Origin of the sequence: Enterobacter cloacae complex sp. 2022EL-00981 (assembly GCF_028737495.1) — a bacterium.
Lineage (GTDB): Bacteria > Pseudomonadota > Gammaproteobacteria > Enterobacterales > Enterobacteriaceae > Enterobacter > Enterobacter cloacae.
Genome location: NZ_JAQZRK010000024.1, coordinates 43959 through 66627, shown reverse-complemented (window position 1 = coordinate 66627; position 22669 = coordinate 43959). Strand labels below are relative to the sequence as shown.

At 57.2% G+C, this 22669-nt stretch carries 19 protein-coding genes; 8 read left to right on the top strand and 11 right to left on the bottom strand.

The genetic code is table 11. The features are described from left to right. Nucleotides 1-42 precede the first annotated feature (42 nt). From panD to thpR, 9 genes are all read right to left on the bottom strand, one after another. On the bottom strand, nucleotides 43-423 hold the full coding sequence (panD, locus tag PUZ33_RS18510; protein WP_003856284.1) for an aspartate 1-decarboxylase: 381 nt from the start codon (nucleotides 421-423) through the stop codon (nucleotides 43-45). 56 nt (nucleotides 424-479) lie between these two features. Next, nucleotides 480-1331 carry a pantoate--beta-alanine ligase gene (panC, locus tag PUZ33_RS18505; protein ID WP_058680726.1) on the bottom strand — a complete coding sequence of 284 codons (852 nt, stop codon included), beginning with the start codon at nucleotides 1329-1331 and terminating at the stop codon, nucleotides 480-482. A gap of 11 nt (nucleotides 1332-1342) precedes the next feature. Continuing rightward, nucleotides 1343-2134, bottom strand: coding sequence for a 3-methyl-2-oxobutanoate hydroxymethyltransferase (gene panB, locus PUZ33_RS18500; protein ID WP_058680727.1), 792 nt, complete (start codon nucleotides 2132-2134; stop codon nucleotides 1343-1345). A gap of 122 nt (nucleotides 2135-2256) precedes the next feature. Further along, nucleotides 2257-2736, bottom strand: coding sequence for a 2-amino-4-hydroxy-6-hydroxymethyldihydropteridine diphosphokinase (folK, locus tag PUZ33_RS18495; protein WP_058680728.1), 480 nt, complete (start codon nucleotides 2734-2736; stop codon nucleotides 2257-2259). Continuing rightward, complete coding sequence (pcnB, locus tag PUZ33_RS18490; RefSeq protein ID WP_072193776.1) at nucleotides 2733-4130, bottom strand: polynucleotide adenylyltransferase PcnB; 1398 nt, start codon at nucleotides 4128-4130, stop codon at nucleotides 2733-2735. The genes folK and pcnB overlap by 4 nt, the downstream gene beginning before the upstream one ends. 42 nt (nucleotides 4131-4172) lie before the next feature. Next, nucleotides 4173-5063: a tRNA glutamyl-Q(34) synthetase GluQRS gene (gene gluQRS / locus PUZ33_RS18485; RefSeq protein ID WP_252107845.1), complete on the bottom strand. Its 891-nt coding sequence runs from the start codon at nucleotides 5061-5063 to the stop codon at nucleotides 4173-4175. Between the two features lie 59 nt (nucleotides 5064-5122). Beyond that, nucleotides 5123-5578 (bottom strand): RNA polymerase-binding protein DksA, encoded by a 456-nt coding sequence (dksA, locus tag PUZ33_RS18480; RefSeq protein ID WP_013095632.1) that lies wholly within the window; start codon nucleotides 5576-5578, stop codon nucleotides 5123-5125. A gap of 176 nt (nucleotides 5579-5754) precedes the next feature. Continuing rightward, entirely contained in the window at nucleotides 5755-6459 is a 705-nt protein-coding gene (gene sfsA / locus PUZ33_RS18475; RefSeq protein WP_013095633.1) for a DNA/RNA nuclease SfsA, read from the bottom strand. Further along, nucleotides 6449-7003 (bottom strand): RNA 2',3'-cyclic phosphodiesterase, encoded by a 555-nt coding sequence (thpR, locus tag PUZ33_RS18470; protein WP_013095634.1) that lies wholly within the window; start codon nucleotides 7001-7003, stop codon nucleotides 6449-6451. The genes sfsA and thpR overlap by 11 nt, the downstream gene beginning before the upstream one ends. A gap of 73 nt (nucleotides 7004-7076) precedes the next feature. Here thpR and hrpB point away from each other — a divergent pair, with 73 nt between their 5' ends. The 6 genes from hrpB to fhuB all read left to right on the top strand — a co-directional run bounded on the left by hrpB (nucleotide 7077) and on the right by fhuB (nucleotide 18338). Then, nucleotides 7077-9506 carry an ATP-dependent helicase HrpB gene (gene hrpB, locus PUZ33_RS18465; RefSeq protein ID WP_058680730.1) on the top strand — a complete coding sequence of 810 codons (2430 nt, stop codon included), beginning with the start codon at nucleotides 7077-7079 and terminating at the stop codon, nucleotides 9504-9506. 144 nt (nucleotides 9507-9650) lie between these two features. After that, a complete protein-coding gene (mrcB, locus tag PUZ33_RS18460; RefSeq protein WP_274205356.1) occupies nucleotides 9651-12179 on the top strand; it encodes a bifunctional glycosyl transferase/transpeptidase in 2529 nt (842 codons plus the stop codon). 231 nt (nucleotides 12180-12410) lie between these two features. Further along, nucleotides 12411-14621 carry a ferrichrome porin FhuA gene (gene fhuA / locus PUZ33_RS18455; protein ID WP_252107847.1) on the top strand — a complete coding sequence of 737 codons (2211 nt, stop codon included), beginning with the start codon at nucleotides 12411-12413 and terminating at the stop codon, nucleotides 14619-14621. A gap of 50 nt (nucleotides 14622-14671) precedes the next feature. Further along, entirely contained in the window at nucleotides 14672-15469 is a 798-nt protein-coding gene (gene fhuC / locus PUZ33_RS18450) for a Fe3+-hydroxamate ABC transporter ATP-binding protein FhuC (protein ID WP_023620747.1), read from the top strand. Further along, the gene (gene fhuD, locus PUZ33_RS18445; RefSeq protein ID WP_058679361.1) at nucleotides 15469-16359 is read left to right on the top strand and encodes a Fe(3+)-hydroxamate ABC transporter substrate-binding protein FhuD; all 891 of its coding nucleotides are present in this window, start codon (nucleotides 15469-15471) and stop codon (nucleotides 16357-16359) included. Before fhuC ends, fhuD begins: the two co-directional genes overlap by 1 nt. After that, nucleotides 16356-18338: a Fe(3+)-hydroxamate ABC transporter permease FhuB gene (fhuB, locus tag PUZ33_RS18440; protein WP_013095640.1), complete on the top strand. Its 1983-nt coding sequence runs from the start codon at nucleotides 16356-16358 to the stop codon at nucleotides 18336-18338. Before fhuD ends, fhuB begins: the two co-directional genes overlap by 4 nt. A 94-nt stretch (nucleotides 18339-18432) precedes the next feature. Here the strand turns inward: fhuB and hemL are convergent, their stop codons facing one another. After that, nucleotides 18433-19713, bottom strand: coding sequence for a glutamate-1-semialdehyde 2,1-aminomutase (hemL, locus tag PUZ33_RS18435; protein ID WP_058680732.1), 1281 nt, complete (start codon nucleotides 19711-19713; stop codon nucleotides 18433-18435). A gap of 177 nt (nucleotides 19714-19890) precedes the next feature. Between hemL and clcA the strand changes: the two genes are divergently transcribed. Both clcA and erpA read left to right on the top strand, forming a co-directional pair. Then, complete coding sequence (clcA, locus tag PUZ33_RS18430) at nucleotides 19891-21291, top strand: H(+)/Cl(-) exchange transporter ClcA (protein WP_038418710.1); 1401 nt, start codon at nucleotides 19891-19893, stop codon at nucleotides 21289-21291. A gap of 85 nt (nucleotides 21292-21376) precedes the next feature. Continuing rightward, nucleotides 21377-21721, top strand: a complete 345-nt coding sequence (gene erpA, locus PUZ33_RS18425) for an iron-sulfur cluster insertion protein ErpA (protein WP_013095643.1) — start codon at nucleotides 21377-21379, stop codon at nucleotides 21719-21721. Nucleotides 21722-22027: 306 nt separating this feature from the next. Here erpA and PUZ33_RS18420 read toward each other — a convergent pair whose 3' ends face one another. After that, nucleotides 22028-22651, bottom strand: coding sequence for a TRIC cation channel family protein (locus tag PUZ33_RS18420; protein ID WP_013095644.1), 624 nt, complete (start codon nucleotides 22649-22651; stop codon nucleotides 22028-22030). Nucleotides 22652-22669 lie beyond the last annotated feature (18 nt).

Below are 22669 nucleotides of genomic sequence, written 5' to 3'. Positions count from 1 at the left end.
ACCTTTGAGGAGCGGAACCTGAAGGCTCCGCTCCTGCTGGCATCAGGCAACCTGTACCGGAATCGCCTTCGCGGTGCGTTTCATCTCGTTGTCGCCTTCAAAATAGGCGACTTTAGGCTGCCAGCGGCGCGCCTCTTCGTCGGACATCATGACGAAGCTCGCGATGATCACAATATCCCCTACGTCTGCACAGTGCGCGGCGGCACCGTTGACGGAGATGATCTTAGACCCGCGCTCTGCGGCAATCGCGTAGGTGGAGAAGCGTTTGCCGTTGTTCACGTTCCAGATATCAATCGCTTCGTTTTCAAGAATACCCGCCGCGTCGAGAAAATCCTGATCGATCGCGCAGGAGCCTTCATAGTGCAGGTCGGCCTGCGTGACTTTCACACGGTGAAGCTTACCTTGCAGCATTTTGCGAATCATTACGTGTACCTTTAATCATGCGTTAACCCCTCCTGTAAGAGGGGAGGGTAAGAAGGTTATGCCAGTTCAACCACTTTGTTGTCGATAAGGCGCGCCTGGCCGAGCCATGCAGCCACCAGAATAACCGCACGCTTGCTGGCGTCGGTTAACTCAAGCAGCGTGTCAGCATCACGGATTTGAATATCGTCAGCGCGGAAGCCTTTATCGTTCAGCGCTTGTTCAGCCAGGGCCACGATCTCTTCAGCGGTCAACTCTTTCGCCGACAGTTGCTCTGCCATGCTATTCATGACTTTGCTTAATCCTGGGGCAATCTTACGCTGGTCAGCGGTCAGATAACCGTTACGGGAGCTGAGCGCCAGACCGTCTTTGGCACGTACAATCGGCACGCCCACGATCTCGATATCATAACCCATGTCGGCAACCATCTTACGGATCAGCGCCAGCTGCTGGAAATCTTTCTCACCAAAGCAGGCTACGTCCGGCTGCACCAGGTTGAACAGCTTGCTGACGATGGTAGACACGCCGCGGAAGTGGCCTGGACGGCTGGCCCCTTCGAGCATGGTCGAAATGCCCGGGACATCAACGTACGTTGCCTCTCCCGTACCCTGAGGGTAGACATCTGCAGGTGCCGGCGCGAAGACGAAGTCCGCATGGCGCTTTTTCAGCTTCTCGCAATCTTCCTGCAGCGTACGAGGATAGCGCGCCAGGTCGTCCGCGCGGTCAAACTGCATCGGATTAACGAAGATACTGACCACCACGATATCTGCACGGGCTTTCGCTTCGTCGACCAGTTTCATATGGCCGTCATGCAGGTTACCCATGGTCGGGACCAGTGCGATACGTTTACCTTCCTGTCGTGCACGGCGAATATGCTGGCGAAGCAGCGGCAGGGTTTCAATGATTAGCACAACGAGACTCCTTAATGGAAACTGTGTTCTTCACCCGGGTAAACACCGGATTCGACGTCGGCAATATACTGCCTGACCGCGGCGCGCATGTCGCCCGCTTCAGTAAGGAAATTTTTGGCGAATTTCGGGATATGGCCGCCGGTGATGCCAAAGGCGTCGTGCATCACCAGAATCTGACCGTCGGTCACGTTGCCAGCCCCAATCCCGATGACCGGAATAGACAGCGCGTCGGTGATGCGTTTTGCCAGCTCAACCGGTACACATTCCAGCACCAGCAGCTGTGCGCCCGCCGCTTCCAGCGCGAGGGCATCATCAAACAGCGCCTGCGCGGCATCACCGCGGCCCTGCACCTTGTAACCGCCAAAGATATTGACGGACTGTGGCGTAAGACCCAGATGTCCGCACACCGGCACGGCGCGCTCGGTGAGCATTCTTACCGTCTCCACCAGCCAGGCGCCGCCTTCGATTTTGACCATATTAGCACCGGCGCGCATCACGGCCGCCGCATTGTCGAAAGCCTGCTCCGGCGTGGCGTAGGCCATAAACGGCAGATCGGAAAGCAGAAGGCAGGCAGGTGCACCACGGCGCACGGCACGGGTGTGGTAAGCAATATCCTCGACCGTGACCGGCAGGGTAGAGTCATGTCCTTGTACCGTCATCCCTAACGAGTCCCCGACCAGCATGACGTTGATCCCCTCTTCGGCAAACAGTCTGGCGAAGCTGTAGTCATATGCGGTGATGGTGGCGAAGCGTCTCTTTTCCTGTTTGCATTTCTGCAGTAAGGAGATGGTGGTTGGTTTCATACTGTTTCCTGATAACCCAAAGCGAATCTTTGCGCATTCTAACAGTAACATTCGAGGGAACAATGATTTTAGGTCGTCTATTAGCCACAATTATTTTGTGGCTAATGCGCGGGGGCACAGGCTTACCAGCGAGCGGGTTTTTCTGCGTGGAGGTTGTCCAGGATCTCCCTGAGCGGGATGCCGTCCGGGAAGGTGAGATCGGGGGCGACTTCAAACAGCGGCCAGAGCATAAATCCGCGATTTTTCATGTCGTAATGCGGCACCGTCAGGCGTGAAGTGTTAATCACCTCATTACCAAACAGCATGATGTCGAGGTCAAGGGTACGTGGCCCCCAGCGCTCTGCTTTACGCACGCGACCCTGTTGCAGCTCAATGCGCTGGGTGTTATCAAGCAACGTTTCGGCATCCAGTACGGTGTCCAGCACCACGGCGGCATTCAGGTAATCAGGCTGATCCTGCGGGCCGAGCGGCGGTGTACGGTAAAACGAGGAGATCGCCACAATGCGGCTCTGGGGGATCTCACCCAGCGCCTGAACGGCAGCATTAACCTGCTCCAGAGGAGAGGCCAGATTGCTGCCGATAGCGATATACGCGAGGGTCATGCCGTGCCTTCGCGACGCGGTGCGCGCTTGCGCGGACGACGGTGACGACGACGCGGCGCCGGCTCTTCATCAAGGCCAGTGAGCATATCTTTCTGCTCCGGCGGTGCGGAGACCTGGAACTCGGCCCACCACTGCGCCAGACGCTGCAACTCCTGGTTGCGTTCAATTTCAGCACGCAAAGAGAGCAGATCAAAGGCCGCGCGGAACTTAGGATGCTCCATCAGCTTCCAGGCGCGTTTGCCCTGACGACGGGACATACGCAGCTGAAGCTGCCAGATATCACGCACCAGCGTGGTAATACGTTTCGGAATGGCCAGCGTACGGCAGCCTTCGTCCAGTACGTCGTTTGCCGCCAGAGCGAAAGCGTCATAATAGGCGAGGCCGCTTTCCTGGGTAATACGCTGAGCCGTTTCCAGCAGCGGATACCAGAACATCGCCGCAAACAGGAACGCCGGGTTCACACGCATATCGTTGCGGATACGGGTGTCGGTATTCTTCAGGACCTGCGCAATCATGCGTTCCATTGGGCTGTCACCATTTTCGGTGAAGTAGCGGGTAATGGACGGGAATAACGGCTGGAAAAGGTTGTATTCGCGCAGCAAGTTATAGGTGGCAAATCCGTGACCGGCTTGCAGCAGTTTGAGCGCTTCTTCGAACAGGCGGGCTGGCGGTACGTCATTGATAAGCGTCGCCAGACGCGGGATCGGTTCTGCCGTCTCCGGGCTGATGCGCATATCCAGCTTGGCGGCGAAACGCACGGCGCGCAGCATCCGCACCGGATCTTCGCGATACCGGGTTTCCGGCGTGCCGATCAGGCGAATCAGGCCCTCTTTCAGATCCTGCATGCCGCCGACGTAATCACGCACGGTGAAATCCGCCACGCTGTAGTAAAGGCTGTTGATGGTGAAATCGCGACGCTGGGCATCTTCTTCGATCGAACCGAAGATGTTGTCGCGCAGTAGCATACCGTTCTGGCCGCGCTGGGAAGTTGTGCGATCGGATGCGCCCGCTTCGTGGTGACCACGGAACGTCGCCACCTCAATAATTTCCGGCCCAAACATGACGTGTGCCAGACGGAAACGGCGACCAACGAGACGGCAATTGCGGAATAATTTACGCACCTGTTCGGGCGTGGCGCTGGTCGTCACGTCGAAATCTTTGGGTTTTTTGCCCAGCAGTAAATCACGTACTCCACCGCCAACGAGATAGGCCTCGTAGCCCGCTTTATTCAGACGATAGAGCACCTTGAGGGCATTTTCACTGATATCTTTGCGGGAAATATTGTGCTGCTCACGCGGGATAACCGACATTTGTGGTTGCGCAATAGCGTCATTCGCCATGCTCTCTTCGCGGCTTAGCACTTTACGGCAAAAATTAGCGACTCGGGTAAAAATGGTACACCTCGTAGTGTGTTTTGTTATGAAAAAAGCGGCTAATCATAGCTCAGCGCAACGCATTTGAGAATGCTGGATTTTTGGCACGATCGTGAGCGACCAGGTGGCAACGGCCTGTTTCAGCAATTCGTCAATGGAAAGATCCTGCCATTCGTTGGTTACATTCTGGTTGAGAAATCGTAACGCGTCGATCAAAACGGGGCGCGGATCGCCCTCTGGCAGGGCGGGGGCGTGGTTTTGCTTCGACAGCTTATCGCCCCGCTCGTTGACGGCCAGCGGCAGATGAATGTAATCCGGCGCCGTCCAGCCAAGCTGGTGATACAACGCTATTTGCCGCACCGTAGGTTCAACCAGATCGGCTCCGCGCACAATTTCGGTGACGCCCTGAAAGTGGTCATCCACCACCACCGCCAGGTTATAGGCAAACAGCCCGTCACGGCGGTGGATAATAAAATCTTCCCGCGCCAGCCGTTCATCCGCATGAATGTCGCCAGAGAGCAGGTCGTTAAAGTGAAGCACAGGGGCACGCTGGATCAGACGAACGGCGGCGTTTTCCGGGCCGTGGTTGAGCGTGCGGCAGTGGCCGTCATAGACGCCCCCCACGCTCTGTATGCGCGCGCGGGTACAGGTGCAGTTATATGAGAGCCCTTGCTCAGCGAGCCAGGCCAGACGTTCCCGGTAGGCGTCATGACGTGTTGATTGCCAGACAACTTCGCCGTCCCAGTGAAGACCGTAATGTTCCAGCTGACGCAGAATGGTGTCTGCTGCACCGGGAACTTCACGTGGAGGATCAATATCTTCAATGCGGACGAGCCATTTACCCAGGCGTGCGCGAGCCTGCAGGTAGCTGCCGAGAGCGGCAATTAACGAGCCGAAATGTAATTCACCGGAGGGGGATGGCGCGAAGCGCCCGATATAGTGAGATTCAGACATATCAACAGTAATAAGGCGGGAGAGACTCCCGCCTTTGGAGTGGGTAAACAGGACCGGGATTAACCCGCCATCTGTTTTTCGCGGATTTCTGCCAGCGTTTTACAGTCGATGCACAGATCGGCGGTCGGACGCGCTTCCAGGCGACGAATGCCAATTTCAACACCACAGGATTCGCAGTAGCCAAAATCTTCGTCCTCGACCTTCTTCAGCGTTTTTTCGATCTTTTTGATCAGTTTGCGCTCGCGGTCACGGTTACGCAGTTCAAGGCTGAACTCTTCTTCCTGAGCGGCACGGTCTACCGGATCCGGGAAGTTAGCCGCTTCATCCTGCATATGACTAACGGTGCGATCGACTTCATCCCTGAGTTGATTACGCCATGCTTCAAGAATACGCTTGAAGTGCGACAGCTGGGCTTCATTCATATACTCTTCGCCCGGTTTCTCTTGATACGGCTCCACCCCAGCGATGGCGAGAATACTCAGGGACGATGTTTTACGGTTTTGCCCTTCTTGCATGTTGCTTCTCCTTAACACGCACTATCGATCCCCGTGTTGGGGGAAAAATCAGGTCGCTATAAATAGCAGATGCTTTTCCGTATGGCAATTATCTAAACGTAACACTTGACAAGCCTGTGAGGAAAAGCGTATTTGCGCACGCGGCCAGAACACTTATTCATCAATCGTCTATTCCCTTATAAGACAATGGGAAGAGAGGATCTCAGAGTCATATTATCGGCAGAAAGTTCCGCTTTATAAGCCAAAACCTCTACCCCCTGCTTTTGTGCCTCATTCAACAATTGCGCGTATTTGAGATCAATATGGCGGGCTGGAGAAAACCGTTCAATGGCTGAGTGCAAAACCGCAAACAGCAGTACGGCGCGTTTGCCCGCCGCCGCAACACTCATCAGCTCCCGCAGATGCTTTTGTCCCCGTAGCGTGACTGCATCCGGGAAATAGCCATTTTCCTGATCCGCTAACGTGACTGATTTGACTTCAATATAGCACTCGGGACGGTCTTCCGCCTGTAACATAAAGTCAATTCTGCTGCCTTCATCGCCATATTTCACTTCAGATTTATGGGTGCCATAACCCACCAGTTCGGGAAGGGTTCCGTTCGTCAGAGCCTCCTTAACTAATTGATTCGCGCGCAGGGTGTTAACGCAAATAAAAGCCCCTTGTTGGGTTTGCGTCATTTCCCAGGTGTGAGGATATTTGCGTTTAGTATTTTCTGAAGTGGAATACCAGACCGTGTCACCCGGTGTCGCACATCCCGTCATTGCCCCGGTGTTGGGGCAGTGCAGCGTTAACGGCTCCCCTTCAGGGGTGACGACATCAGCGAGAAAACGCTTGTAGCGTTGAATAAGCGTGGCGTGTTGCAGTGCAGGACTAAACTTCATCAGAATTCCTTAGGGTATCGCCCAGCGTCCAGCGCTGGAGCGGCGTATAGCGGGTGCGTCCTTGTGAAAAAACAGATTCGTACAGCGCGAAAGAGGTCACCGGAAAGGCCCAGTGAAATCCCGGTGGCGGGATAGCAACGGCCTGACCGGCATCGCGCAGTAGGGTAATGTGAGGATGAAACGGCTGCGGGCTCTGGTAACACCCGCTGCGTGCCGCCTGGGCGCGCAGCATATTCGCAAGCTGTAATAATCCGCGCGGCGGCTGGCGCGTGCCCAGCCAGACGACGCGGGAGCGGAGCCACTGCCCCGCATCGTCAAGGGTCAGCGTAAATCCCGGCTGGGAAATCCGACCGGCCATCGCCGCCAGGGCGCGCTGTTTCTCGCCGCTGACGTCGCCCAGAAAAGCCAGCGTCAGGTGGAGGTTTGCCGCAGCAACCGGGCGGCCCGCTTCGGGCGGGAAGTGTTCGGCGCGCCAGCGAACAATTTGCCGTTGGATCGGCGCGGGCAGCTCAATGGCGAAAAACAGTCGTTTCGACTCAGACATACAGGGGACTCGGTAATGATATGCGCCGATGCTACAATGTACGCCGACTAATGTTAACCCTCTGGAGCTGTTAGTGTCCTCATTGCCGGTCGCCGTCGTCCTTCCTGAACTGCTCGCTGCCTTGCAGGATGCCCCGCAGGTTTTACTTAACGCCCCTACGGGTGCCGGTAAATCCACCTGGCTACCGCTGCACATCCTCAACGCAGGCATTATCAGCGGGAAGATTATCCTGCTGGAGCCGCGCAGACTGGCCGCGCGCAACGTGGCGCAGCGCCTGGCGGAACTGCTAAATGAAAAACCGGGCGAGACGGTAGGCTACCGTATGCGCGCCGAAACCTGCGTCGGCCCGTCCACGCGGCTTGAAGTGGTGACCGAAGGGATCCTCACCCGTATGCTGCAAAACGATCCGGAACTGTCCGGCATCGGGCTGGTGATTCTGGATGAGTTCCACGAGCGCAGCCTGCAGGCGGATCTGGCGCTGGCGCTGTTGCTGGACATCCAGCTGGGGTTACGGGACGATCTCCGACTGCTCATCATGTCGGCCACGCTGGATAACGAGCGTCTACAGCAGACGTTACCGGATGCGCCGGTCATCACCTCCGAAGGGCGCGCGTTTCCGGTTGAACGCCGCTATCAGCCGCTTCCTGCCCATCAGCGTTTCGATGAAGCGGTGGCGATCGCCACGGCTGACTTGCTTCGTCAGGAATCCGGTTCGCTGCTGCTGTTTTTGCCGGGCGTTGGCGAAATCCAGCGGGTGCAGGAGCAGCTTGCCGCCCGCGTGGGCAGCGACGTATTGCTTTGCCCGCTCTACGGCGCACTGTCGTTGAGTGACCAGCGCAAGGCCATCCTTCCCGCGCCGACGGGGCAGCGTAAAGTGGTACTGGCCACCAATATTGCCGAAACCAGTCTGACCATTGAAGGCATTCGCCTGGTGGTGGACAGCGCCCAGGAGAGAGTAGCCAGTTTTGACCCGCGCACCGGGCTGACAAAGCTGCTGACGCAACGCATCAGCCAGGCGTCGATGGTTCAGCGAGCTGGCCGTGCCGGGCGCCTTGAGCCGGGCATCTGTTTACATCTCATCAGCGCAGAACAGGCCGAACGCGCGGCTGTACAGAGCACGCCGGAAATTTTACAAAGCGATCTTTCGGGGCTGATCATGGAACTGTTGCAGTGGGGGTGCCCCGATCCCGCGCAGTTAACCTGGCTCAATGTGCCTCCCGCGGTAAACCTGGCGGCGGCGCGCGCGTTGCTGACCCAGCTCGGGGCGCTGGACGGCGAAAGGCTATCATCACGTGGGCAGAAAATGGCCGCGCTGGGTAACGATCCCCGGCTGGCGGCGATGCTGGTGGCCGCGCAGGGGGATGATGAAATTGCCACGGCGGCGAAACTGGCGGCTATCCTTGAGGAGCCGCCTCGTGGTGCAAATTGCGATCTGGCGCAGGCCTTTTCACGTAATCAGGGGAACTGGCAGCAGCGCGCGCAGCAGCTCTGTAAACGGCTTAACAGCCGTGGTGGTACGCCGGACGCTGACAGCATTGCGCCTCTCCTGGCGCAGGCATTTGCCGACAGGATTGCGCGTCGTCGCGGGCTGGATGGACGCTACCATCTGGCAAACGGCATGGGCGCGATGCTGGACAGCGATGACGCCCTGACGCGCCATGAATGGCTGATTGCGCCGCTCTTGTTGCAGGGTAGTCACTCGCCCGATGCCCGAATTTTGCAGGCCGTGGCTGTGGATATCGATGCCCTCACGCGCGCCTGTCCGCAGCTGCTTCAGCAGTCCGACATCGTCGAGTGGGATGATGCGCAGGGTACCCTGAAGGCATTTCGTCGTAGCCAGATAGGTAAACTGACCCTGGCGACGAAGCCGCTGGCAAAGCCATCGGAAGAGGAGTTGCACCAGGCGATGCTAAACGGTATTCGCGAAAAAGGTTTAGGTGTTCTGAACTGGACCCCGGAGGCCGAACAGTACCGTATTCGTCTGCACTGTGCCGCGCGCTGGTTGCCGGAGTATGTCTGGCCGGCGGTGGATGATGACTCGTTACTTGCGTCGCTGGAAACCTGGCTCCTGCCGCAAATGAGCGGTGTACACTCGCTGCGGGCGCTGAAAGCGCTTGATGTTAAGGTCGCGTTACAGAATTTACTCGACTGGTCGTTACGTCAACGTCTGGATAGTGAACTGCCAGGGCATTACACTGTGCCGACCGGCAGCCGGATTGCCATTCGTTATCACGAGGATAATCCACCGGCGCTGGCGGTACGGATGCAGGAGATGTTTGGCGAGGCGACCACGCCATCCATTGCCGAAGGGCGCGTGGCCGTGGTGCTTGAGTTATTGTCACCTGCGCATCGCCCGCTGCAGATTACCCGCGATCTGGGCGCATTCTGGGCGGGGAGCTACCGTGAAGTGCAAAAAGAGATGAAAGGGCGTTATCCCAAACATGTCTGGCCGGACGATCCGGCGAATACGGCACCGACACGGCGGACGAAGAAATATTCGTAAAAGGGGAGTGCGGCCTGATGCCCTCACCCCGACCCTCTCCCACAGGGAGAGGGAGAAAAGCAATTTTGAGAGATTTCTTCTTTCACAGGTCAGTGGAAGAAATGAGAATCGGGCCTTTGCGCCTGAACGTTGCGGAGAAAAAGCATGGCGGGGAATGACCGCGAGCCAATTGGGCGTAAGGGAAAACCAACGCGTCCGGCCAAAGAAAAGGTGAGCCGTCGTCGCCTCAGAGATGAGGACTATGACGATGACTATGAAGACGATTATGAGGATGAAGAACCGATGCCGCGTAAAGGAAAAGGCAAAGGGCGTAAGCCTCGGGGTAAACGCGGCTGGTTCTGGCTGCTGCTGAAGCTGTTCATTGTTTTTGTTGTACTGATGGCGATCTACGGCGTTTATCTGGATCAGAAGATCCGCAGCCGTATCGACGGAAAAGTCTGGCAATTGCCTGCGGCAGTGTATGGCCGCATGGTAAACCTTGAGCCTGACATGTCGATCAGTAAGAACGAGATGGTGAAACTGCTGGAGGCCACCCAGTATCGTCAGGTGTCGAAAATGACGCGTCCTGGCGAATTTACCGTGCAGGCGAAAAGCATTGAGATGATCCGTCGTCCGTTCGATTTCCCGGACAGCAAAGAGGGGCAGGTGCGTGCGCGTCTGACCTTTGACGGCGATCGTCTGGAAACCATCGAGAACATGGATAACAACCGCCAGTTCGGTTTCTTCCGTCTCGATCCGCGTCTTATCACCATGCTCTCTTCGGCGAATGGTGAACAGCGTCTGTTCGTCGCCCGTAACGGTTTCCCGGACCTGCTGGTGGATACGCTGCTGGCAACCGAAGACCGTCACTTCTATGAGCACGATGGTATCAGCCTCTACTCCATTGGTCGTGCGGTGCTGGCCAACCTGACGGCGGGCCGTACGGTACAGGGGGCAAGTACGCTTACCCAGCAGCTGGTGAAGAACCTTTTCCTCTCCAGCGAGCGCTCTTACTGGCGTAAAGCCAACGAAGCGTACATGGCCGTGCTGATGGATGCGCGTTACAGCAAGGATCGTATCCTTGAGCTGTATATGAACGAGGTCTATCTCGGTCAGAGCGGTGATAACGAAATCCGCGGTTTCCCGCTGGCGAGCCTGTACTACTTTGGCCGTCCGGTGGAAGAGCTGAGCCTGGACCAGCAGGCCCTGCTGGTGGGTATGGTGAAAGGGGCGTCCATCTATAACCCGTGGCGTAACCCGAAACTGGCGCTGGAGCGTCGTAACCTCGTGTTGCGCCTGCTGCAACAACAGCAGGTGATTGACCAGGAGCTGTACGACATGCTGAGCGCACGTCCGCTTGGCGTGCAGCCGCGCGGCGGTGTGATTTCGCCTCAGCCTGCGTTTATGCAGCTGGTGCGTCAGGAGCTGCAGAGCAAGCTCGGTGATAAAGTGAAAGATCTCTCCGGCGTGAAGATCTTTACCACCTTTGACTCCGTGGCGCAGGATGCGGCAGAAAAAGCGGCCGTTGAGGGCATTCCGGCGCTGAAGAAACAGCGTAAGCTGAGCGATCTGGAAACCGCGATGGTGGTGGTTGACCGTAACACGGGTGAAGTCCGTGCGATGGTGGGCGGGGCTGAGCCGCAGTTTGCAGGTTACAACCGTGCTATGCAGGCGCGTCGTTCGATCGGTTCACTGGCGAAACCAGCAACCTATCTCACTGCCCTGAGCCAGCCAAATCTTTATCGCCTGAATACCTGGATTGCCGACGCGCCGATCTCCCTGCGTCAGCCTAACGGCCAGGTCTGGTCACCGCAGAACGATGATAAAGAGTTCAGCGGCCAGGTAATGCTGGTGGATGCGTTGACCCGCTCCATGAACGTGCCGACGGTAAACCTTGGGATGGCACTGGGTCTGCCTGCGATAGTTGATACCTGGCAGAAGCTGGGCGTCGCTAAAGATCAGCTGCACCCTGTGCCAGCCATGATCCTGGGGGCGTTAAACCTGACGCCAATCGAAGTGGCACAGGCGTTCCAGACCATTGCCAGCGGTGGTAACCGTGCACCGCTGTCAGCCCTGCGCTCGGTGATTGCCGAAGATGGCTCCGTGCTGTATCAGAGCTTCCCGCAGGCGGAACGCGCCGTTCCGGCGCAAGCAGCCTACATGACGCTGTGGACGATGCAGCAGGTTGTGCAGCGTGGTACCGGCCGTCAGCTGGGGGCGAAGTATCCGGGCCTGCATCTGGCGGGCAAAACCGGGACGACCAACAACAACGTTGATACCTGGTTTGCCGGTATCGATGGTCGTGAAGTGGTGATCACCTGGGTGGGCCGCGACAACAACCAGCCAACCAAACTGTATGGTGCGAGCGGGGCGATGTCGATTTATCAGCGTTATCTGGCGAATCAGTCTCCGGTGCCGCTAAACCTGGTTGCGCCGGAGGATATCGTGGATATGGGCGTGGACAGTTCCGGAAACTTTGTCTGTGGCGGTGGTATGCGTACCTTGCCTGTCTGGACAACGAACCCGGATTCCCTGTGCCAGCAGAGCCAGCCAGAGCAGCCGACGGGCAACCCGTTCGACCAGTCTTCTCAGCCTCAGCAGCCGCAGCAGCAACAACAGCCGCAGCAGCAGAACGAGAAGAAAGACAGCGACGGTGTCGCGGGCTGGATTAGAGATATGTTCGGCGGTAACTAACCGTTCAAGGTCCCCCCGAAAGGGGGGATTTTTTTACCCGTTTTCCCCATTTCATTAACCCTCGTTTTAATTCTGATTAACCCTTCGTTTTCTCCTGGTTATTTCTTAAACCCTTAATTCTCGTAGGGCCGCTTCCTGCTTGCTATGCAGCCAACGTTTCGCCTATTATGCTGCGGTCATAATAATAATTCTCGTTTACGTTATCATTCACTTTTCTATCAGAGATACACCATGGCGCTTTCCAATACTGCTCAGCCAATTAACACGTCGCTGCGTAAAATCGCAGTTGTCGTAGCCACAGCGGTTGCAGGCATGTCTGCTTATACCCATGCTGCCGAAACCCCGAAAAAAGAAGAAACCATCACTGTCACTGCCGCTCCGGCTGCACAGGAAAGTGCCTGGGGGCCTGCACCAACGATTGCGGCGAAACGTACCGCAACGGCAACCAAGACCGATACACCTATAGAAAAGACGCCGCAGTCGATTTCCGTCGTCACGCGTGAAGAAATTGACATGAAGCAGCCGGGAACGGTGAAGCAAGCGCTGGCTTATACGCCGAGCGTTTTTGCCACCCGCGGCGCCTCAACGACATATGATGTGGTGTCGATTCGTGGTTTCACCACTTCCAGCACCGTGAATACCAACCAGTATCTCGATGGGATGAAGCTGCAGGGCGATAACTATTCTGAAGCGTCCATGGATCCGTACTTCCTTGAGCGCGTGGAGCTGCTGCGTGGCCCAACATCTGTACTGTACGGCAAAAGCCATCCGGGCGGTGTTGTGAGCATGGTCAGCAAGCGACCGACCACTGAGCCGCTGAAAGAAATTCAGTTCAAGATGGGCACCGATAACCTGTGGCAGACCGGGTTTGATTTCAGCGATGCAATTGATGATGACGGCGTGTGGTCATACCGCCTGACCGGTCTGGGACGTAGTGAAAATGCGCAGCAGGAGATGGCCAAATCCACCCGCTATGCCATTGCACCGGCTTTCAGCTGGCGTCCTGACGATAAAACCGATTTCACTTTCCTGAGTAACTTCCAGAGCGATCCGGATGCGGGCTATTACGGCTGGCTGCCGCGGGAAGGTACCGTTGTGCCTTACTATGATGCCAACGGTAAAGCGCACAAGCTGCCGACCAATTTTAACGAAGGGGAAGAGGACAACAAGATCGCCCGTCGCCAGAAAATGGTGGGATACAGCTTCTCGCATGCGTTTGATAACACCTTTACCCTGCGTCAAAACCTGCGCTACACCAAAATCAACACGCTGTATCGTTCCGTCTACGGCAACGGCTATATTGCCCCGGCGCAAATCAGCCGCGCGTATGTACGTTCAGACGAAGATCTCAACTCGTTCACCGTGGATACTCAGCTCCAGTCAAAATTCGCGACCGGCGCTGTGGATCATACCCTCTTAATCGGGGTCGATTACCTTCGTATGCGTAATGACATCAACGCAGACTACGGTACTGCCGATCCGATCAGCATGACAAAGCCTGCGTACGGCAATCCGAACGTCGATGTTTACTACCTGTACAAAGTGCTTAATCGTCAGGAACAAACTGGTCTGTACGCTCAGGATCAGGCTGAGTGGGATAAGTGGGTACTGACAATGGGTGGCCGCTATGATTTTGCGAAAACCTCTGCGCTGACCCGTACTACCGGTACTACCGCGGAAATTAACGATCAGGCATTCACCTGGCGTGGCGGGATTAACTACCTGTTCGACAACGGTATCACGCCGTACTTCAGCTATAGCGAATCATTCGAACCGATTTCGGGTACCACTCAGGGCGGAAAACCGTTCGATCCGGCACGCGGCAAGCAGTATGAAGCCGGTGTGAAATACGTACCGAAAGATCAGCCTGTTGTGGTCACGGCAGCGGTGTATCAGCTGACCAAAAACAATAATCTGACGGCCGATCCGGCCAACCCGACCAGCGGCTTCAGCGTACAAGGGGGCGAAATTCGTTCCCGTGGTGTTGAGCTGGAAGCGAAAGCGGCCGTATCAGCCAATGTGAATGTGACTGCCTCGTACAGCTTCACCGATGCGAAATACACTCACGATACCTGGTTTGAAGGCCGCCGCCCGGCGGAAGTGCCACGTAACATGGCCTCTCTGTGGGCGGATTACACCTTCCACGAGACGGCACTGAGCGGTCTGACGCTGGGGGCGGGTGCGCGCTATATCGGCAACACCGTTTCCTACTACTCCTCAACGTCTCCGAAAGCCTACGAATCGTTTAACGTCGCGGGTTACGCGCTGGCGGACGCGACGGTGAAATACGATCTGGCGCGTTTTGGGCTGCCAGGCTCTTCAGTTGGCGTTAACGTGAACAATATCTTTGACCGCGAGTACGTTTCCAGCTGCTATAGCGAATACGCATGCTACTGGGGAGCCGGACGTCAGGTTGTGGCTACCGCGACCTTCCGCTTCTAATCTCTCTTCGGGCACGGTTCGCCGTGCCCTTTTTATTTAAGTTGGCTGATATGCAGGATAATAAAACGCAATCCGATACCACCTTTACGCTCAATCAACTCTCCTTTCGTGTTCCCGGGCGCACCTTGCTGCATCCGCTCTCGTTGACGTTCCCCGCAGGTAAAGTTACCGGCTTGATTGGTCACAATGGTTCCGGTAAATCGACGTTACTTAAAATGCTGGGCCGTCATCAGCCGCCTTCTGAAGGGGATATTTTGCTGGACGAACAGCCTCTGGAGAGCTGGAGCAGTAAAGCCTTTGCGCGCAAAGTCGCCTATCTGCCGCAGCAATTGCCTCAGGCAGAAGGGATGACGGTGCGTGAGCTGGTGGCGATCGGGCGTTATCCGTGGCATGGCGCACTCGGGCGCTTCGGTGTCGCCGACAGAGAGAAAGTGGAAGAGGCGATTGCGCTGGTGGGATTAAAGCCGCTGGCGCACCGTCTGGTCGACAGCCTTTCCGGGGGCGAACGTCAGCGCGCGTGGATTGCGATGCTGGTCGCGCAGGACAGCCGCTGCCTGCTGCTCGACGAACCCACTTCCGCACTGGATATTGCTCACCAGGTTGATGTTCTCGCGCTGGTTCATCGCCTGAGCCAGCAGCGTGGCCTGACGGTTATTGCGGTGCTGCACGATATCAACATGGCGGCGCGCTACTGCGATTATCTTGTCGCCCTTCGCGGCGGGGAGATGATTGCCGAGGGTTCGCCGTCTGAACTGATGCGGAGCGAAACGCTGGAACACATCTACGGTATTCCTATGGGGATCCTGCCTCATCCTGGCGGGGCTGCTCCGGTGAGCTTTGTTTACTGATGCTGAATTCTACCTTGTTGAGCCGCCGTCGCCTGCTGACGGCCATGGCACTTTCACCGCTGCTGTTAAAGATGAACCTCGCGCGGGCTGCTGCCGTCGATCCACACCGTATTGTGGCGCTGGAGTGGCTGCCTGTTGAACTGATGATGGCGCTGGGCGTCACGCCGTATGGCGTGGCCGATATTCCCAACTATCGGCTGTGGGTGAACGAGCCGGCGCTACCCGATTCGGTCATTGATATTGGTCTGCGTACGGAGCCTAATCTTGAGCTGCTGACGCAGATGAAGCCGTCATTTCTGTTCTGGTCCGCGGGTTATGGCCCGTCAGAAGAGACAATGGCGCGTATTGCGCCTGGGCGGGGGTTCTCCTTCAGTGACGGTAAAAAACCGCTGACGATGGCGAAAAAATCCATCAACGAGATGGCGCATTTCCTCAACCGTGAGGCGGAAGCCAAACAACATTTCGCAGAGTTTGATGCTCTGATTGACGCCCTGAAGCCGCGTTTTGCCCATCGCGGAGACCGCCCGCTGCTGATGGTGACGCTGCTGGATGCGCGCCATATGCTGGTCTTCGGCAAAAACTGTCTGTTCCAGGAAGTGCTCGATAGCTTTGGCATTCCTAATGCCTGGGAAGGGGAGATGACCTTCTGGGGCAGCACCGCCGTCGGTATCGACCGTCTGGCGGCGTTCCGCGATGTGGACGTGCTGTGCTTCGATCACGGCAACGAGCGTGAAATGCAGGCGCTGATGGCGACACCACTGTGGCAGGCGATGCCGTTCGTGCGTGAGCAACGCTTTACGCGTGCACCGGCGGTCTGGTTCTACGGCGCGACGCTGTCGGCCATGCACTTCGCCCGGGTGCTGGATAACGCGCTGGGGGGAAAAGCATGAGTACGCGTATTGCCCGTTTCCCGGCGCTGTTGCTGGCTCTGATTTTCCTGACCGCGCTGGCTTTGACCTGGTTTAACCTCTCGACCGCCTTACCGCGCGGGCAGTGGGGCGCGGCCCTGGCTGCGCCGGATATCGATAATATTCAGCAAATGCTGTTCCACTACAGCCTGCTGCCGCGTCTGGCGATTTCGCTGCTGGTCGGGGCCGGGTTAGGGCTGGTGGGCGTCCTGTTCCAGCAGGTTTTGCGTAACCCGCTGGCCGAGCCTACAACGCTTGGCGTCGCGACCGGTGCCCAGCTTGGAATCACGGTGACCACGCTGTGGGCACTGCCTGGCGCGTTAACCTCGCAGTTTGCCGCGCTTGCAGGCGCGTGCGTGGTAGGCGCGCTGGTCTTCGGCGTGGCGTGGGGGAAACGCCTCTCGCCAGTGACGCTGATCCTCGCAGGGTTGGTGGTGAGCCTCTACTGTGGGGCAATCAACCAGCTGCTGGTGCTGTTTCATCACGATCAGCTGCAAAGCATGTTCCTGTGGAGTACCGGCACGCTGACCCAGACCGACTGGAGTATTGTGCAGCGCCTGTGGCCGCAGCTTGTTGGCGGCGCCATGTTGACGCTGCTGTTGTTACGTCCGCTGACGCTGATGGGGCTGGATGACGGCGTAGCCCGCAATCTGGGGCTGGCGCTCTCCCTGGCACGTCTGGCGGCGCTGACGCTGGCGATTGTCCTCAGCGCATTGCTGGTTAATGCGGTTGGGATTATCGGCTTTATCGGGCTGTTTGCCCCGCTGCTGGCAAAAATGCTCGGTGCGCGTCGCCTGCTGGCGCGACTGCTGCTGGCCCCGCTAATTGGAGCGCTGATCCTCTGGCTTTCCGATCAAATCATTCTCTGGCTGGCGCGCGTCTGGATGGAAGTCTCTACCGGGTCGGTAACGGCACTGGTTGGCGCGCCGCTGTTGCTGTGGCTGTTGCCACGTCTGCGCAGCATGAGCGCTCCCGCGATGGACGCGGGGGATAAAGTTTATGCCGAGCGTCAGTCGGTGCTGTGGTTCAGCCTCGCCGGGCTGGCGGTGCTGATCATCGTCTCGTTTGTGGCGCTTGCTTTCGGGCGCGATGCGACGGGTTGGCACTGGGCAACGGGCGATTTGCTCCAGGAACTGCTGCAGTGGCGCTGGCCGCGGATCCTCTCGGCGTTGATTGCCGGGGTGATGCTGGCGGTCGCGGGCTGTATTATCCAGCGCCTGACCGGCAATCCGATGGCCAGCCCGGAAGTGCTGGGTATCAGTTCGGGAGCCGCGTTTGGCGTGGTGCTGATGCTGTTCCTTGTGCCGGGAAATGCCTTTGGCTGGCTGATGCCTGCCGGAAGCATCGGGGCGGCGGTGACGCTGATGATCATTCTGATTGCGTCAGGCCGCGGCGGGTTTTCGCCTCACCGGATGCTGCTGGCCGGGATGGCGCTCAGCACCGCCTTTACCATGCTGCTGATGATGCTGCAGGCGAGCGGCGATCCGCGGATGGCGAAGATCCTGACCTGGATCTCCGGCTCAACGTACAACGCCACCGGCAGTCAGGTGGTGCATTCCGGGATCGTAATGATCGTGCTGCTGGCGATTGTGCCCCTGTGCCGCCGCTGGATGACGATCCTGCCGCTGGGGGGTGAAACCGCACGTGCGGTCGGCATGGCGTTAACGCCAACGCGCGTCGCGCTGTTACTGCTGGCGGCGTGCCTGACGGCCACGGCCACCATGACCATTGGTCCACTGAGTTTTGTTGGGTTGATGGCGCCGCATATCGCCAGAATGATGGGATTCCGTCGGACGATGCCGCATATCGTGATGTCTGCCCTGACGGGCGGGGTGATGCTGGTGGTGGCGGACTGGTGCGGAAGAATGGTGCTGTTCCCGTATCAGATCCCGGCGGGTTTGCTGTCGACCTTTATCGGCGCGCCGTATTTTATTTATCTGTTGAGAAAGCAGAGTCGGTAATAAAAGTAAACGTCAATCCTAAGATTGACGTTTTAGGGTTTGCTCCCTCTCCCGGTGGGAGAGGGACGGGGTGAGGGCACCACGCCGCACGTGCTTACAACTTCGCAAACACCTTACGCGCCGCGTCGATGGTGTTATTGATATCCTCTTCGCTGTGCGCCACGGACATAAAGCCAGCTTCAAAAGCAGACGGTGCCAGGTAGACGCCTTCTTCCAGCATCAGGTGGAAAAAACGCTTGAAGCGTTCAACGTCGCACTTCACCACGTCCTGATAGCTTGTCACGGCTTGGGCTTCCGTGAAGAAGATCCCGAACATCCCGCCCATGTGGTTTACCACCAGCGGAATACCCGCCTCTTCAGCCGCTTCCAGCAGACCATTTGCCAGCTGCGTCGTACGCTCAGTCAGGGTTTCGTGAATGCCCGGCTGGGAGACTTCTGTCAGGCAGGCGAAGCCCGCCGCCATGGCAATCGGGTTACCGGAGAGCGTACCCGCCTGGTAAACCGGCCCCGTTGGTGCCAGGGCTTCCATCACATCCTTGCGCCCCCCGAATGCGCCCACCGGCATACCGCCGCCGATGATTTTGCCGAGACAGGTCAGATCCGGCTCTACGCCGTAATAAGACTGGGCACCCGCGAGCGCGACGCGGAAACCGGTCATCACTTCGTCGATAATCAGCAGCGCGCCAAACTCATCGCACAGGGCGCGCAGGCCAGGCAGGAAATCGGGCTGCGGTGGAATGCAGTTCATGTTGCCTGCAACCGGTTCAACGATGATGCAGGCGATCTCCTGTGGATACTGCTCGAATGCCGCACGAACGGTGTTCAGATCGTTATAGGTGCAGGTGAGGGTGTGTTTCGCGAAATCAGCCGGTACGCCCGGGGAGTTTGGCTGACCAAGGGTCAGTGCGCCGGAACCCGCTTTCACCAGCAGGCAGTCCGCATGGCCGTGGTAGCAGCCTTCAAACTTGATGATTTTGTCGCGACCGGTAAAGCCGCGCGCCAGACGAATAGCGCTCATGGTGGCTTCGGTACCGGAGTTCACCATACGCACCATGTCCATGGTTGGCACCAGCTCGGTCACCAGCTCCGCCATTTTGACTTCCATCTCGGTAGGCGCGCCGAAGCTCAGGCCGCGCTGGGCCGCTTCAATCACCGCATTGCGGATGGCAGGGTGGTTGTGACCCAGCACCATCGGGCCCCAGGAGCCGACGTAATCGATATAGGCCTTGCCGTCGACATCAAACAGGTACGCGCCATCAGCACGTTCAATAAACAGCGGCGTTCCGCCTACGCCGGTAAAGGCGCGAACAGGCGAGTTCACGCCGCCCGGGATAAGCTCGCGGGCTGCACTGTAGAGGTTTTCAGACTTGCTCATGGCGTCGTTCCTGGTTCGTATAAAATGATTAAGCACACTATTCTAAGTGATCCGCGGAAGGTAATGAAATTTTTGCCCCCTTTCATTGCTAAACAATTTTTAAGTATTTTTCACGGGACGACCTGACGCACTCTGGTAAAATCCCTGCGGCGATTTGTATGACGAAAAGACATGGTAATGAAAGCAGACTCTCCCTCTTTTGAAGAACAACAGTTCCGGCGCGCGCAACACCGGATCAGTATCCGGCGCTTGCTTAACCGCGATAAGACACCGCTGGCAATTTTACTGGCCGCCGCTGTAGTCGGTACGCTCGCCGGGCTGGCGGGGGTCGCCTTTGAAAAGGCAGTCAATGCGGTGCTGAACTGGCGTATTGGTACTGTGGCCGGTTTCGCCGACAAAGGATGGCTGGTCTGGGTCTGGGCGTTCGGGTTGTCCGCGCTATTTGCCATGGTGGGCTACTTTCTGGTGCGTAAATTTGCGCCGGAAGCGGGCGGTTCCGGGATCCCTGAAATTGAAGGCGCGCTGGAAGAGCTGCGCCCGGTGCGCTGGTGGCGCGTCATCCCGGTGAAGTTTATCGGCGGCATGGGAACGCTTGGTGCGGGTATGGTACTGGGCCGAGAGGGGCCAACCGTGCAGTTGGGCGGGAACGTCGGGCGCATGGTGGGGGATCTGTTCCGGATGCGCAGCGCGGAAGCGCGCCATACGCTGCTGGCGACAGGTGCCGCAGCGGGGCTTTCGGCGGCGTTTAACGCGCCGCTGGCGGGGATCCTGTTTATCATCGAAGAGATGCGCGCCCAGTTCCGTTACAACCTTATCTCGATCAAAGCGGTCTTTACCGGTGTGATCATGTCGAGCATTGTGTTTCGCATTTTCAATGGCGAAAGCCCGGTGATCGAAGTGGGCAAACTGACCAATGCGCCGGTCAACACGCTGTGGCTGTACCTGATCCTCGGCATGATATTCGGCATTGTCGGCCCGCTGTTTAACACTTTTATTCTGCGTATGCAGGATATGTTCCAGCGCATCCACGGCGGGAATACCACGAAGTGGGTGTTGATGGGCGGTCTGCTGGGCGGCCTGTGCGGCGTGCTGGGGTTCATTGAACCGAACGCGGCGGGGGGCGGGTTCGGGCTGATCCCGATTGCAGCTGCGGGCAACTTCAGCGTGGGTCTGCTTCTGTTTATGTTTATTTCTCGCGTCATCACGACGGTGCTCTGTTTTTCCTCCGGTGCGCCCGGCGGTATCTTTGCTCCGATGCTGGCGCTGGGAACGCTGCTTGGTACTGCCTTTGGCATGGCCGCTGAGGTCGGTTTTCCGGCATACCATCTGGATGCGGGTACCTTTGCCGTTGCCGGGATGGGAGCGCTGCTGGCGGCCTCCCTGCGCGCGCCGCTCACCGGCATCGTGCTGGTGCTGGAGATGACGGATAATTACCAGCTCATTTTGCCAATGATCATTACCTGTCTCGGCGCGACACTATTAGCCCAATTCCTGGGTGGAAAACCGCTATACTCCACCATTCTTGCACGCACCCTGGCGAAGCAGGAGGCAGAACGGGCCGCAATGCAGAATACTTGAATGAATTACCAGGGTATTAGATAATGACAAAAAGAATTGGGTGAATTTTACCCAATTGCAGTAGCAGTATTCATGGGAGCATAAGATGAGTGATGACGTAGCGTTGCCGCTGGAGTTTACCGAAGCAGCAGCCAACAAAGTGAAAACCCTGATTGCCGACGAAGACAATCCGGATCTGAAACTGCGTGTCTATATTACCGGTGGCGGCTGCAGCGGCTTCCAGTATGGTTTTACCTTTGACGACCAGGTTAACGACGGCGATATGACTATCGAGAAACAGGGCGTCGCGCTGGTGGTTGACCCGATGAGCCTGCAATATCTGGTGGGCGGTTCGGTAGATTACACAGAAGGTCTGGAAGGTTCACGCTTTGTGGTGACGAACCCAAATGCCACCAGCACCTGCGGGTGTGGGTCTTCGTTCAGTATTTAAGCGGGGGCGGGCTGATGCCCTCACCCCGGCCCTCTCCCACAGGGCTGAGGAATCCCCAGAAAATTAGATATGGATAAATGGTTGTTTATTGTTCAAAAATGGAGCTAAAAACAACCGATAACTCGACAGAAGATGCACATTTATGAGCGTTTTCTGTCTGTCTACGAGCTGAGTGAATCTAACTGCTCGCAAAATATTCATTCTAATCCTCTGAAACCACTAATAAAAAATTAGTGGGGATTCCTCAGCCCACAGGGAGAGGGAGAAAAGATTAAAAACGGTAACCTTGCGGTTACCGTTTTGCGTTTATCTTCCATTCTCATCCAGCGCGAACGTCGGCAATTTAAGGTGCCAGCGTATCGCCGCCAGACGTATCGCCAGCGTCACCACCATTCCCAGCATGGCTGAATTTTCCAGCGGTATCGCAAAGGTATAGTACGCCGTGGCGTGTACAATCCCGCCAATAATGCAGGCCGTAGCATAGATTTCGGTACGCAGGATCATCGGCACTTCTCGTGCCAGAATATCGCGAATAATCCCGCCGCCTACGCCAGTCAGCACGCCCATGCAGATGGCAACCATGGGCCCTGTACCCGCATTAAAGGCTTTATTCACCCCAATGCCGACAAACACAGCCAGCCCGACGGCATCCAGCACCGGGAGGATCCATTTTGGTAAGCGGCGGGGCTGGCGAACCAGCACGATGGTTAACAGGCAGGTGACCATCGCCACCACCAGATCGGTGGGATCTTTCACCCAAAATACCGGGCCATTATCCAGCGCCATATCTCGGATCGTTCCACCGCCTACGGCGGTCACCACGCCAAGCACCAGCACGCCAAACGGATCCATGCGCAGCTTTCCGGCGAGCAGGACGCCGGAGATAGCAAAAACGGCTGTGCCAAGAATATCCAGCCAATAAACGAGCATCGTTAAATCCTCGAAGGG